A 14056-nucleotide genomic window follows, 5' to 3' on the forward strand; every position below is an offset into this window, starting at 1 on the left:
GTGCTGCTACTCCATCGTTCGGTTGTATAGAGTCGGGGGCTTGTTTTGTTGGGTTCGATTGATATCGAGATTGACGCGACAATGGTACAGAAAGTACGATGCCTGAGACATTGTTATTTAGTACCAAGCGCTCCGAAAGGGTTTTCATGAATGTGTCGTCCGAACCACCAGCCTTCGATATCGTCGCCCGGATTGCCGAGCGCGCGCCCGAATTGCGTTCGGCGGAACGAAAGGTCGCGGCGCTTATTCTCGACGATTTGACCGGCGCATCGCGCGCCAGCATTGGTGCGCTCGCAAAAAAAGCCGAGGTCAGCATTGCGACGGTGACGCGTTTTGCGAAGGCGGTTGGGTGCCATGACGTGCGCGAGCTTAAATTGCGGCTGGCTCAGGCGGCGGCGGTCGGCCAGCGGTTCCTGCGCGGCGGTTCGTACGATGAAACCGGCACCGACGATCCCGCCGATTCGCTCGCCGCCCGTATTTTCGACGATATCCAGACCACGCTCGCTCACAATCGCGGCGCGTTGCGAGCGGCGCCGATAGCCGCTGCCGCCGATGCGCTAGCCGATGCACAGATGATCTACGTGTTCGGCATGGGCGGCGGGTCGACCGCTTTAGCCGATGAAATGCGTTTTCGCCTGGTCCGGCTGGGCCGGCCGGTGGCGTCGTATCAGGATGGTTTGCTGCAGCGGATGGTCGCCGCGACGCTCTCGCGTGAGCATGTGGTGGTGGCTTTATCGGTGACGGGGCAGACGCCCGAAATGGTGGAGAGTTGCCGGATCGCGCGGGAATATGGCGCGCGGGTGATCGCGCTGACCGCGCCCGCGTCGCCGCTCGCGCAACTGGCCAACTGGCTGATTCCGATCATCGCGAACGAAACTGATTTTATCTACAAGCCTTCGACGTCGCGATACGCCATGTTGATGGCGCTCGACCTGCTCGTCACTGAACTTGCCGTGAAGCAAGGCGATACGAGCCGCGAGCTTTTGCGGCGCATGAAACATGCGCTGGACGCGTATCGAGGCGGCGGTGTCGATGAACGTCAGCCGTTGGGCGATTAACCTGCGCTCAAACAACGCGCGAATAGTGAGGTGATAGAGCATGGCATCGGATGGAGAACACGTCGATACGCTGATCAAAGGCGCGCGGGTGATCGACGGAACGGGCGCGCCGGCGGTTCAGCGCGATGTGGCGGTGAAAGATGGCCGGATCGTGGCGATTGGCGAGCTAACTGGCTGGACGGCCGAGAACGTCGTGGAGGCGGAAGGGCGCGTGCTGGCGCCAGGTTTTATCGATGTCCATACGCACGACGATACCCACGTCATTCGGTCCCCGCAGATGCTGCCGAAGCTATCGCAGGGTGTGACGACGGTGATTGTCGGCAATTGCGGCATCAGCGCGTCGCCGGTGACGCTGAAGGGCGATCCGCCCGATCCGATGAATTTATTAGGGGAGAGGGGCGATTTCTCTTATCCGACCTTCGCGGCTTATATCGACGCGGTGAACGAGGCGCGGCCGGCCGTGAATGTGGGCGCGTTGATCGGGCACACGGCGTTGCGCAACAACCATATGGACCGGCTGGATCGCGGTGCTTCCGCGCAGGAAATCGATGGCATGCGCGCGCAGTTGGAAGAAGCGTTGTCGCACGGGGCGCTGGGGTTGAGCAGCGGTCTCGCTTATGGCTCGGCGTTCAGTGCACCGCCGGAAGAAGTGATGGCGCTGGCCGAGCCTCTGGCCCATGCCGGTGCGTTGTACACCACGCACATGCGCACCGAATTCGACGCCATTCTCGACGCGATGGGCGAGGCGTATCGGGTGGGCAAACACGCGCGCGTGCCTGTCGTGATCTCGCATTTGAAGTGCGCGGGGCCATCGAACTGGGGGCGCAGCGCCGAGGTGTTGAAGTCGCTTGAAAATACGCGCGAGGGTCAGCCGGTCGGATGCGATTGTTACCCGTACAACCGGAGTTCATCGACACTCGATTTGAAGCAGGTGACCGGCGATATCGAGATCACGATCACGTGGTCGGAGCCGCATCCGGAGATGGCCGGGAAGTTGATCTCGGGAATCGCGGCGGAGTGGGGCGTGACGCAGCAGGAGGCGGGCAAGCGCTTGCAGCCGGCGGGGGCGGTTTATCACAACATGTCGGAAGACGACGTGCGGCGGATCCTGTCGCATCCCGCAACAATGGTCGGTTCCGATGGTTTGCCGAATGATCCGCTGCCGCATCCGCGTTTATGGGGCGCGTTTCCGCGGGTGTTGGGGCATTACGCGCGGGATACGTCGCTGATTGCGCTTGAGGAAGCGGTGCGGAAGATGACGGGGTTATCGGCGCGGCGGTTTGGGTTGTCGGAGCGCGGTCAGATTCAAGTGGGATATCACGCAGATCTCGTTCTCTTCGATGCCGACAAGGTTAGTGACACCGCAACGTTCGCCGAGCCTCGACAGGCTGCTGCTGGTATTGATGCGGTTTGGGTGAATGGGGTGCTGTCGTATCTCGATGGCGCTGTGACAGGATTGCGAGCAGGACATTTTGTGGCGCGTGGCGAGGGTTCCAGACTCGATGCGCTTGGGCACTTTTGATTAACGTTGAGGATGTGCAATGAAACGATATGGCGTGGAAGGTGGTAAAGGACAAGGCGGCGCGGTCATGCCGTTTTCGAGGGCCGTTGAAGCGGACGGATGGCTTTTTGTTTCCGGCCAGACGCCGATGGAAAATGGCGAAGTGATTGAAGGCGGGATTGTTGCCCAATCGCATAAGGCGATTCAGAATGTTTTCGCGATTTTGAAGGAAGCCGGGTATGGCGCGGAGCACGTCGTGCGATGCGGCGTCTGGCTTGACGATCCGCGGGATTTTGCGTCGTTTAACAAGGTCTTCAAAGAGTACTTCGGGGAACATCCGCCAGCACGCGCTTGCGTGGTTTCATCGATGGTGATCGATTGCAAGGTCGAAGTGGATTGCGTGGCTTATAAGAAGGCCGGCTAAGTAAAAGCTGATTTATATAAATCAGAGTGCATCCGCGAAGGTGAATGTCCGGATGCACAAAATGAAAAAGTCTTTTTCAGGTGCAGTTTGATTTTTTTCAGCGAACATGGCGAAATGGCTTTTGCGGGTTATAGTCCCCTGTCAAAGTAATACGTCGACGTTTCAAATAATCAAACGGACACGATCTTGTGCCACACAATTCGCAATATTCGCTATCTGATGTTTGTGCTGGCGGTGTTATTTTCGACAAAGGTATTTTCTGCATATAGTGACTGCACTGCTCCGCTGCCAGCGTTTGTCAACTTGCCATCAGTTTCCGTGCCGACTAACCTAGCAGTCGGACAAGATATTCCTGGCGCAAAAGCTAGTTTTTCTATCACCATTACCTGTACCAATAAATTCAACGGAACCGTGCATTGGTACGCACAGGTGCAGGGGTTGTCTGCGACACTGGTGGATGGATATTCGGATGTATATGTGTTTCCGGGGATAACGCAAGGGATCGGCTTCCGGATGCGCGCGATTGATGGAACAGTCATGAAGCCCATTTCGTACAGCGGCACATCAAATACGTTTGATTTTGGTGTGGCGCAAACTGGCGTGAGCGTGCTTCAAGGATCATTCGAACTAGTTAAGACAGCTAGCGCCGTCGCGGCGGGGTCTTTCAAATTTGGCGCATATGTCAGCGCGCCAACCACCGAGTATGCGAACGGTGGTAGCGCAGCGAATAGCCTTTTAAGTTGGGGCTATACCATCAACCCAGTGACAGTCGCCGCGTGCTCCGTCGTAAAATCAGATATCGCGGTGCCGCTGCAAAATGTGCATGTTTCCGAATTGCCGGCTCCAGGCGCCATTGCCTATCCAACGAATTTTGGAATAGATCTCCAGTGTGAAAGCAATGCCAGGCCTCAAATCACCTTGACAGATGCGGCCACACCGCTGAATCAATCTACGGAGCTGACGCTCGCCCCCGGTTCTACTGCTTCAGGCATCGCAATTCAGATTCTTTATAATGACGCACTGGTACGCCTGGGACCTGCTCCAATCTTCTACACGGGATCGGACGCTGCGATTACCAATTCGCTGGATTTAGGCACCGTTTCCGGTGGTATTCATCTTCCATTCACGGCGAGATATATACGGACCGGCAATTTAACGCCCGGGAGTGTGCTCGGGAGAGCTACCTTCACCTTTACGTATCAATAGTGGTTACTGCCGCGCCAACCGTGCGTTATCCGGCAGTGGCAAATTAAAGTTGGTCCGAAACGGATTGATATCCAAGCCGCCGCGCCGTGTATATCGTGCATATACGGCAAGGCGTTCCGGTTTGCATTCACGCATCACATCCAGAAATATCTGCTCAACGCATTGCTCATGAAACCCGGTATGTTCACGATAAGAAATGATATATCGCAGCAATCCCGCATGATCAATTGGCGCACCGACATAACGAATCTGCACACTGCCCCAATCCGGCTGCCCGGTCACCGGACAATTGGATCTCAGCAAGTTCGAAAACAGCGTCTCATCAACCGGCGATTCACCAAAAGATGCACGCAGTAACGAGGGATCGGGAGAATAAACATCGGTATCCAGATCCAGCCGATCCAGCGATAAACCCTCAAACTCTTCCATCTTGAGTTTCAACGCAAACTCATAAGGTGCGACAAGCTGCACGGACACATTCGCGCCACAAACCGCGGAAACGTCCTTGCGAATCGCCGCACGAACCTCATCGATAGAATCAAACGCCGTCTGTGAGAAAGATCCCAGATACAGCTTGAATGACTTCGACTCGACAATATTCGGCGAATCCGCCGGCACGATAAACGTCGCCACCGCGATCTGCGGTTTGCCCTTGCGGTTGAGCCACGACAGTTCGTAGGCGTTCCAGATATCGGTGCCGAAGAACGGTAGCGGACCCGTGAGACCGAGCGCGTCGCGCCCCGACTTTCGGCCGATGGGAAAAAGCAGCGCCGGATTGTATCGTTCGAAGTACTGGACCGGCTTGCCAAGGGGAGAGTGTTCGGGCGTATTCATTATTCGTTCGATATGCCGCTCGGGACGTGCCCCGTCGCTGTCACGACGCGGGCCGAATCGCAATGGCCAATTTGGTCGTCGAAGAAAAAGTCGGGTTCGAACTTGCCCAGGAACGGGCCTTTGTCCAATCCACCGAGGAACATCGCTTCGTCGATTTCGATGTTCCAGTCCATCAACGTCCGGATCGCCCGCTCGTGCGCCGGCGCCGATCGCGCTGTCACAAGCGCCGTGCGAATCCGCATCCGCGTGGTGTCGTGGCTAAGTTTTTGCAGCTTGTGAAGCGCTTCCAGCAACGGTTTCAACGGGCCGTTCGCCAACGCCCGGTCTTTCTTGCCGACTTCGTGCGCCACAAACGCGGGCAAGCCTTGCGCCTGGAACACTTGCTCGGCTTCGTCGGAGAAAAGCACGGCATCGCCGTCGAAAGCAATCCGAATTTCGTCAGGATACCGGCTCGCGGCAAGCGGCGCTCGCGGCACGACCGTCGCGGCGGGAAAGCCGGCGGCGAGGGCGGCGCGGACATCGGTGGAATTCGCCGATAGGAACAAGGAGGCTCGGAACGGCTCCAGATACCGGAACGGCGATTCACCGCGCGTAAAGACCCCGCGCTCGATCGCCAGACCGTGTTCCTTGCATGAACTGAATGCGCGTAAGCCGCTAATAGGATCACTGCGCGACAAGATCACGACTTCCGCGCGCCGCTCGCCGTCCACGTTCAACGCGAGCAACTTCTCGATCAGCGAGAACGCGATGCCGGGTTTAGCCGGAACATGAAGCCGCGAACGCTGCAGCGCCTCGTATTCGCGCAAGTCGCCGGTCTCATAGACTTCGTTCTCTTCTTCGAAATCAAACAGCGCCCGCGATGAAATCGCGACCACCAGCTTGTCGTCCAGCGTGAAGGCCATGCGAAACGTCCGCTCGTCAGGCCAGGAACAGCTTGTAGACGGGATTCGCACCTTCGTCCCACCACTGATAACCCAAGGTCGCAAGGAATTGCCCGAACGCGGCGTTATCCGATGCCGGCACCTGGACGCCGACGAGAATCGAACTCGTATCCGCGCCCTGGTTCCGGTAGTGGAACAGGCTGATATTCCAGTTCGGCGCCATCGACGAAAGGAATTTCATCAGCGCGCCCGGGCGTTCGGGGAATTCGAAGCGCAGCAGGCGTTCGTCTTGCGCGAGCGGCGAATGGCCGCCCACCATGTAGCGGATATGTTGCTTCGACAGCTCGTCGTGGCTGAGATCGACCGTAGCAAATCCGTGTTCGATAAACGCGTTCGCCATCTGCACCGCTTCGCCGCGCGTCTTGATCTGCACGCCGACGAAGATATGGGCGGCGTGGGCATCGGCGATGCGGTAGTTGAATTCTGTGACGCTGCGTGTACCGACCAGCTCGCAGAACCGCTTGAAACTGCCGCGTTCTTCCGGAATGGTCACCGCGAACACCGCTTCGCGCGCTTCGCCGACTTCAGCGCGCTCGGCGACAAAACGCATCCGGTCGAAGTTCATGTTTGCGCCGGACGTGACGGCGACCAGCGTCTGCGCTTCCAGCCCATCGCGCTCCGCGTATAGCTTTGCACCCGCAACTGCCAGCGCGCCCGACGGTTCCAGCACGCTGCGCGTGTCCTGGAAGACGTCCTTGATCGCGGCGCAGAGGGCGTCGGTGTCCACCGTAATGACTTCGTCGAGCAACTCGCGGCATAGCCGGAATGTTTCCTCGCCGACGAGTTTTACCGCGGTGCCATCGGCGAACAGCCCGACTTCGGCCAGCGTGACGCGCTCGCCTGCATCGATGGATTGCTTCATCGCGCACGAATCGATGGCTTGCACGCCGATGACGCGGATCTCCGGGCGCACCGCTTTGACGTACGCCGCGACGCCCGCCGCGAGCCCGCCGCCGCCGATGGGGACGAAGATGGCGTGGATCGGGCCTTGGTGCTGGCGCAGGATTTCCATCGCGACGGTGCCTTGGCCGGCGATGACGTCGGGGTCATCGAAAGGATGAACGAAGGTCAGGCCACGTTCTGCCTGCAACTTGACGGCGTGGTCGTACGCGTCGCTATAGGATTCGCCGTGCTGCACGATTTCCACGGTTGGACCGCCGAACGCGCGCATGGCGTCGATCTTGACTTGGGGCGTGGTGACCGGCACGACGATGACGGCTTTGCAGCCGAGCCGCGTGGCCGAATAAGCGACGCCTTGCGCATGATTTCCCGCCGATGCCGTAATCACGCCGCGTGCAAGCACGTCAGAGGAAAGTTGCACCATCTTGTTGTACGCGCCGCGAATCTTGAACGAGAACACCGGCTGGTTGTCTTCGCGCTTCAGGTAGACCGAGTTGTGCAGCCGCGCGGACAAATTGCGGGCGGGTTCGAGTTCGCTTTCGCGGGCGACGTCGTAGACGCGCGCGGTCAGGACTTTCTTGAGGTAATCGGGGTATGTCATTGCGGAGCCGTTCGCGCGCGGCTTTGCGCGCCATTTTTTGTGAGCGAAAACGTTGATAATAGCGTAGGGGCTCGCTGGCGCTCGGGTTTTGGGGCTTTTGGGGGGCGTTGGTTCTGGGGGGAGCGGTCGGGGTCGGTGCTGGGTTGCTAGGTTCTGGGTTAGCGGTTCTGGGTCTATGCCGGGTTGGTGCTTTCGGCCGTGGTGGTATGCGAGAGTCGGATTTTCTCTTTATCACTATTAGCCACTGTGCGTGGCGGCACGTCATTTCTTTGTCCAAAGCGACAAAGAAACGAAGCAAAGAAAGCGCTTTCAAACACGCTACCCTAAGTGTCCACAGCGTGCAGTTTCTATTCATAGGTGCCCCAAAAGCACGGTGCTCGCCAGAACCACGGATGTTTGAACCCCTCCTTCTCGCGAATCCTGACACGAACACGCTTCGCCCCGTACGCTCTCGGGCAAGCACAATTGCTAAGGAACCCGCACGGCCTTACAGGTATTTACGGCTGCGGTTTTGACGGATTAGCTACCTGGTCCGTGCGACCGTATTCATAGGCCACAGCTTCATGCGTGTTTGTGTTTACTGCTTCAGTTTCTGTGAATTGGCTGCGCATTCTGTACAGCTATTTTCGTCGGTTGCGGCCACCCGCATCTTCGCGACCTCGTTTTCAGCAGGGTTGGCGACGTGGTTCGAGGCGCGTACAAATTTGGAGGGAGGTCGTCCGCGGATAGCGCGGGGTGCTCCTTGGGCAGGTTCAATCACTGGTGGCGAAGCGTGTGGGTATCGGTGTTCGGAGAAGGAGGGGTTCAAACATCCGTCGCTCTGGCGAGCACCGTGCTTTTGGGGCACCTATGAATGAAAACTGCACGCGGTGGACACTTAAGAGACTGTTGCAGAATTACAAAAAGGGGCTGTTAACTTTTTGGCTCTGGTGTTAACTTCTGTCTTGTTTTCCCTGACAGGAAGCCATGGCTAAGGAACTTATAGACGACCAATTATGGGCACTCATCGAACCGCTGCTGCCCAAAGCTGCGCCGCGCAATCGCCGGTATGCAGGACGCAAGCCAATACCTGATCGCGCCGTGCTCACAGGCATCGTGTTCGTGCTGCGCGCAGGCCTCGCGTGGAATTTGCTGCCGCAGGAAATGGGCTGCGGGTCGGGCTCCACTTGCTGGAGGCGCCTGGACCAGTGGCATAAAGCGGGCGTATGGCAACGCATGCACGAAACGATGCTGGCCGAACTGCGCCGTCGAGGCCAACTCGATATGGCCAGAGTACTGGTCGACAGCTCCTCCATTCGCGCGTTGTACGCGGGAAAAAAACAGGCCCAAACCCCACGGACCGGCGCAAACTCGGCAGCAAACACCATATCATCGTCGATGCGCAAGGCATCCCGCTCGGCGTCATCCTGACGGGCGCAAACCGCCATGACGTCACTCAGCTTGACCCACTGGTCGAAGCCATTCCGCCAATTCGAGGCAAGCCAGGACGGCCCTTGCGTAAGCCCAAAATTGTTCAGGGCGACCGAGGCTATAGCTCTGAGCCACATCGGCGACGCTTTCGCAAACGCGGCATCACTCCTGAACTCGCGAAACTGCGCTCACCCCATGGCAGTGGTCTAGGCAAAACACGTTGGCCTGTCGAGCGTACGATCGCTTGGCTGCACTCCTATCGCCGCCTGAAGATGCGCTACGAGAAATATGCGCACATACACGAAGCCTTCCTCACGCTCGCGTGTGCTTTAACTTGCTGGACCCGGCTAAAAAATATGCAAACTTAATTCTGCAACAGTCTCTTAGGGTAGCGTGGTTTAAAAGCGCTTTCTTTGCTTCGTTTCTTTGTCGCTTTGGACAAAGAAATGACGTGCCGCCACGCACAGTGGCTAATAGTGATAAAGAGAAAATCCGACTCTCGCAGACCACCACGGCCGAAAGCACCAACCCGGCATGAACCCCGACCGCTAACCTAGAACCCACCACCCCGGCACCAACCCGACCGCAAACCCCAGAACCAACGACATCCCCGCCGCTGCCCGCCCCCCCGCGATCCCCACCAAACCCAACAACAGTTGAAAAAACCACCAAAACCCCGTCGAAAACTGACATGCACAAAGCCCTTCAACCCACTACCGAGTGCGAACGACAAACACCCCGATGAGTTAGAATTCCTTTTTCGATACAGGATCGGAAGATGCAACGGCAGTCCCGGACCGGCTTTTTGACGCATGTTCCCCGCGACGCTCTACGCGAGTGCTGCGCGCTCTGCTGCGCTATCCACGCGGCTTCGGAACGACATGCGCGTCATCAGCGATCGTGCCGCTGATTCCGGACCCTCCGAAGGTTTTGCATCGTTTGCCACCCCTGCCGGCGAGCACCTTCACAAAAAAAAGTATCACTCGAAAATCTGCGCCTCCCCGCGCAATGCCGGCTATAGCGCTGCTCGTGATTTCATTGTCAGCACAGGCGCCGGCTCACCGAACTGTCGAATATGAACGCACCCCAAGCCTTCGATCCGAACGGCGCCGCGCATGCCGTGGCCCTGGATACCGAGCCGCGCCTGCGCGAAATTCCCTATAACTACACGTCGTTTTCCGATCGCGAAATCGTAATCCGCCTGCTGGGCGAGGAAGCCTGGGCCGCATTGGCCATCCTGCGTAGCGAACGCCGCACGGGCCGCTCGGCACGGATGCTGTACGAAGTGCTCGGTGATATCTGGGTCGTGCGTCGCAACCCGTATCTGCAGGACGACCTGCTCGATAACCCGAAACGCCGCGCATTGCTGATCGAAGCGTTGAATCACCGTCTGGGCGATATCGAAAAGCGTCGCAAAGCGGATTTGTCGCAACATCAGGACGACGCCGGCCGGGATCGCGCAGCGCGCGTGGAACTGCTGATCAGCGCCGCCTGCCGCGCGGTCGAAGATTTCAAGAAAGAGTTCGAACAGACCTACGATCTGCGCAAGAAGGCATCGAAGGTATTCAGTAAGGTCACCGAGAAAGACAACATCAAGTTCGACGGCCTGTCGCGCGTCTCCCACGTGACGGACGCAACCGACTGGCGCGTCGAATACCCGTTCGTCGTGCTGACGCCGGACACCGAAGCGGAAATCGCCGGCTTGATCAAGGCGTGCTTCGAACTAGGACTCACCGTGATTCCGCGCGGAGGCGGCACGGGCTACACCGGCGGCGCGATTCCCTTGACGCCGTTCGCGGCCGTCATCAATACCGAAAAGCTCGAACAGCTCGGACCCGTCGAAATGACGGACCTGCCGGGCGTCGACCATAAAGTCGCGACCATTTTCTCGGGCGCGGGCGTGGTCACGCGCCGCGTAACGGAAGCGGCCGAACATGCCGGTTTTGTGTTCGCCGTCGATCCGACGTCGCTGGATGCATCGTGCGTCGGCGGCAATGTCGCGATGAACGCCGGCGGCAAAAAGGCCGTTCTGTGGGGCACGGCGCTCGACAATCTGGCCTGGTGGCGCATGGTCGATCCGCAGGGCGACTGGCTCGAAGTCACGCGCCTGGATCACAACTGCGGCAAGATTCATGACATCCCCGTGGCGCGTTTCCGGCTCGACTGGTTCGACGGATCGCGTGCGCCGGGCGAGAAATTGCTGCGCACTGAATCGCTCGATATTGCCGGCAGCAAATTCCGCAAGGAAGGGCTCGGCAAGGACGTGACGGATAAATTCCTGTCGGGTCTGCCGGGCGTGCAGAAGGAAGGCTGCGACGGTCTGATCACATCGGCGCGCTGGATCCTGCACAAGATGCCCGCGCATACGCGCACCGTCTGCCTGGAATTCTTCGGCCAGGCACGCGATGCGATTCCGAGCATCGTGGAAATCAAGGATTACTTGTTCGAGACGTCGAAACAGGGTGGCGCGATTCTCGCCGGTCTCGAACATCTCGACGAACGGTATTTGCGCGCGGTCGGTTACGCGACCAAAAGCAAGCGCAACGCGTTTCCGAAGATGGTGCTGATCGGCGATATCGTCGGTAATGATCCCGATGCGGTCGCCCAGGCCACGTCCGAAGTCGTCCGCATGGCGAACGGCAAGAGCGGCGAAGGCTTTGTCGCGGTGAACGCCGAAGCGCGCAAGCGTTTCTGGCTGGATCGCTCGCGCACGGCGGCCATCGCGAAGCATACGAACGCGTTCAAGATCAACGAAGACGTCGTGATCCCGCTGAACCGCATGGGCGAGTACACCGACGGGATCGAGCGGATCAACATCGAGTTGTCGATCAAGAACAAGCTGCAACTCGTGGATGCCCTCGAAACGTTCTTCAAGACGGGCAAGCTGCCGCTCGGAAAGAGCGATGACGCCAACGAAATTCCGAGCGCCGAATTGCTTGAGGATCGTGTACAGCAAGCGCTCGATCTGTTGCAGCGAGTGCGTGAACGCTGGACGTTCGTCGGCGAGAAGCTGGATCTGCCGTTGCGCGAAGCGCAGCATTATATGGTTCAGCTCGGCTATGAAGGGCTCGCCGAAAAACTGGCCGATCGCGTGGATTCGCAGCCGGGCGTCCGCGTATTCGACGTCGCGCAAGACCGCACCATTCGCGTTTCCTGGAAGCAGGAAATCCGCGCCGAATTGCGTCACATCTTCAACGGCGGCGAGTTCAAGCCCATCCTCGAAGAAGCGCAGAACATCCATAAGAAGGTTCTGCGTGGCCGCGTATTTGTCGCGCTCCACATGCATGCCGGGGACGGCAACGTCCACACCAATATCCCGGTGAACTCCGACAACTACGAGATGCTGCAGGACGCGCATGTCGCGGTCGCACGCATCATGAAGCTGGCGCGCGATCTGGATGGCGTGATTTCGGGCGAACATGGAATCGGCATCACGAAGCTGGAGTTCCTGACCGAAGACGAGATCGCGGAATTCCGCGCGTACAAACAACGCGTTGACCCGCAAGGCCGTTTCAACGCGGGCAAGTTGCTCGCGGGCGCCGATCTGCGTAACGCCTACACGCCGAGCTTCGGCTTGATGGGCTACGAATCGCTGATCATGCAGCAGTCGGATATTGGCGCGATTGCGGATTCCATCAAGGACTGCCTGCGTTGCGGCAAGTGCAAGCCGGTCTGCGCGACCCACGTGCCGCGCGCCAACCTGCTGTATAGCCCGCGCAACAAGATCCTCGCGACGTCGCTGCTGGTCGAGGCGTTCTTATATGAAGAGCAGACCCGCCGCGGGGTATCCATCAAGCATTGGGACGAATTCAACGACGTCGCCGATCACTGCACCGTCTGCCACAAGTGCGTGACGCCGTGCCCGGTGAAGATCGATTTCGGCGATGTCACCATGAACATGCGCAACCTGCTGCGCAAGATGGGCAAGAAGAAGTTCAACGCGGGCAATGCTGCCGGCATGTTCTTCCTCAACGCCACGAACCCGCAGACCATCAACCTTGCCCGCACGGCGATGATGGGCGTCGGCTACAAGGCGCAGCGGCTGGGCAATGAAGTGCTGAAGAAGTTCGCGAAGAAACAGACGGCAAAACCACCGGCAACGGTCGGCAAGCCGGCGGTGACGCAGCAAGTCATCCACTTCATGAACAAGAAGATGCCGGGCAACCTGCCGAAGAAGACGGCGCGGGCGTTGCTGGACATCGAGGACAACAAGATTGTTCCGATCATCCGCAATCCGAAGACGACGACCTCGGATACGGAAGCGGTCTTCTACTTCCCAGGCTGCGGCTCGGAGCGCCTGTTCTCGCAAGTCGGCCTCGCCACGCAAGCCATGCTGTGGGAAGCGGGCGTGCAGACGGTGTTGCCGCCGGGTTACTTGTGCTGCGGTTATCCGCAACGCGGCGCGGGTCAATTCGATAAAGCCGAGAAAATCGTCACGGACAATCGCGTGTTGTTCCACCGTGTGGCCAATACGCTGAATTATCTCGATATCAAGACGGTGGTGGTGTCGTGCGGGACTTGCTACGACCAACTGGCCGGATATGAATTCGAGAAGATTTTCCCGGGCTGCCGGATTATCGATATCCACGAATTCCTGCTGGAAAAGAATATCCGGCTGGAAGGTGTGACCGGTACGCGCTACATGTATCACGACCCCTGCCATTCGCCGATCAAGACCATGGACCCGATCAAGCTCGTGAATGAAATCATGGGTTCGGCGCACGATGGCTACAAGATCGAGAAGAATGATCGATGCTGCGGCGAATCGGGCACGCTCGCGGTCACACGGCCGGACATTTCCACGCAGGTCCGTTTCCGCAAGGAAGAGGAAATCCGCAAGGGTGCGGCCAAGCTGCGGGACATTCCGCTCGTGGGCGAGGCGGGCGCGAATGGCATCAATCTGGCGAACGCGTCGGCGGGAACGGCGGGTGCTGCGCCGGGATCGGTGCTAAAAGCAGGCGACGGGGCACAATCCACCGGAACCGACGTCAAGATCCTCACGAGCTGCCCGTCCTGCCTGCAGGGTTTGTCGCGGTATAACGAGGACGCGAACATAGAAGCGGATTACATCGTCGTGGAAATTGCCCGCAAGGTGCTCGGCGCGAGCTGGATGGAAGATTACGTGGCGCGCGCTAACGATGGCGGTATCGAGCGCGTGCTGGTGTAATAGCGGAACCGGGG

General features: G+C 58.6%; 8 protein-coding genes, 1 tRNA gene and 1 pseudogene. 6 read left to right on the forward strand and 4 right to left on the reverse strand.

The window, feature by feature from the left end; genetic code table 11:
- Positions 1 to 146: 146 nt before the first annotated feature.
- The 4 genes from ACSQ36_RS01690 to ACSQ36_RS01705 all read left to right on the forward strand — a co-directional run bounded on the left by ACSQ36_RS01690 (position 147) and on the right by ACSQ36_RS01705 (position 4189).
- Entirely contained in the window at positions 147 to 1058 is a 912-nt protein-coding gene (locus tag ACSQ36_RS01690; protein WP_436180699.1) for a MurR/RpiR family transcriptional regulator, read from the forward strand.
- Between the two features lie 40 nt (positions 1059 to 1098).
- On the forward strand, positions 1099 to 2580 hold the full coding sequence (locus tag ACSQ36_RS01695; protein WP_436180700.1) for an N-acyl-D-amino-acid deacylase family protein: 1482 nt from the start codon (positions 1099 to 1101) through the stop codon (positions 2578 to 2580).
- Positions 2581 to 2599: 19 nt separating this feature from the next.
- Complete coding sequence (locus ACSQ36_RS01700) at positions 2600 to 2983, forward strand: RidA family protein (RefSeq protein WP_436180701.1); 384 nt, start codon at positions 2600 to 2602, stop codon at positions 2981 to 2983.
- Between the two features lie 186 nt (positions 2984 to 3169).
- On the forward strand, positions 3170 to 4189 hold the full coding sequence (locus tag ACSQ36_RS01705; protein ID WP_436180702.1) for a fimbrial protein: 1020 nt from the start codon (positions 3170 to 3172) through the stop codon (positions 4187 to 4189).
- 3 nt (positions 4190 to 4192) lie between these two features.
- Here the strand turns inward: ACSQ36_RS01705 and queF are convergent, their stop codons facing one another.
- From queF to ilvA, 4 genes and pseudogenes are all read right to left on the reverse strand, one after another.
- A complete protein-coding gene (queF, locus tag ACSQ36_RS01710) occupies positions 4193 to 5023 on the reverse strand; it encodes an NADPH-dependent 7-cyano-7-deazaguanine reductase QueF (RefSeq protein ID WP_436180703.1) in 831 nt (276 codons plus the stop codon).
- On the reverse strand, positions 5023 to 5925 hold the full coding sequence (locus ACSQ36_RS01715) for a 5'-nucleotidase (RefSeq protein WP_436180704.1): 903 nt from the start codon (positions 5923 to 5925) through the stop codon (positions 5023 to 5025). Before ACSQ36_RS01715 ends, queF begins: the two co-directional genes overlap by 1 nt.
- Before the next feature lie 123 nt (positions 5926 to 6048).
- Positions 6049 to 6125: transfer RNA gene (locus ACSQ36_RS01720), tRNA-OTHER, on the reverse strand.
- A 164-nt stretch (positions 6126 to 6289) separates the two neighbouring features.
- Positions 6290 to 7465: pseudogene (gene ilvA, locus ACSQ36_RS01725) on the reverse strand (threonine ammonia-lyase, biosynthetic); the annotation flags it as partial.
- 966 nt (positions 7466 to 8431) lie between these two features.
- Here ilvA and ACSQ36_RS01730 point away from each other — a divergent pair.
- Positions 8432 to 9243, forward strand: a protein-coding gene (locus tag ACSQ36_RS01730) for an IS5 family transposase (protein ID WP_436180705.1) whose coding sequence is annotated in 2 segments (ribosomal slippage) — positions 8432 to 8780 and positions 8780 to 9243 — 813 coding nt in all. Because the reading frame shifts where the segments join, the coding sequence is not laid out codon by codon here.
- A 707-nt stretch (positions 9244 to 9950) separates the two neighbouring features.
- Positions 9951 to 14042 (forward strand): DUF3683 domain-containing protein, encoded by a 4092-nt coding sequence (locus ACSQ36_RS01735; protein ID WP_436180706.1) that lies wholly within the window; start codon positions 9951 to 9953, stop codon positions 14040 to 14042.
- Positions 14043 to 14056: the final 14 nt, after the last annotated feature.

It is taken from the genome of Caballeronia sp. LjRoot34 (genome assembly GCF_964253815.1).
Taxonomy (GTDB): Bacteria; Pseudomonadota; Gammaproteobacteria; order Burkholderiales; family Burkholderiaceae; genus Caballeronia.

What these genes read in the sequence shown, in the direction of transcription:
- ACSQ36_RS01690 (WP_436180699.1), top strand. Translation starts at nt 147, where the DNA reads ATGAATGTGTCGTCCGAACCACCAGCCTTCGATATCGTCGCCCGGATT.
- ACSQ36_RS01695 (WP_436180700.1), top strand. Translation starts at nt 1,099, where the DNA reads ATGGCATCGGATGGAGAACACGTCGATACGCTGATCAAAGGCGCGCGG.
- ACSQ36_RS01700 (WP_436180701.1), top strand. Translation starts at nt 2,600, where the DNA reads ATGAAACGATATGGCGTGGAAGGTGGTAAAGGACAAGGCGGCGCGGTC.
- queF (WP_436180703.1), bottom strand. Translation starts at nt 5,023, where the DNA reads ATGAATACGCCCGAACACTCTCCCCTTGGCAAGCCGGTCCAGTACTTC.
- ACSQ36_RS01715 (WP_436180704.1), bottom strand. Translation starts at nt 5,925, where the DNA reads ATGGCCTTCACGCTGGACGACAAGCTGGTGGTCGCGATTTCATCGCGG.
- ACSQ36_RS01735 (WP_436180706.1), top strand. Translation starts at nt 9,951, where the DNA reads ATGAACGCACCCCAAGCCTTCGATCCGAACGGCGCCGCGCATGCCGTG.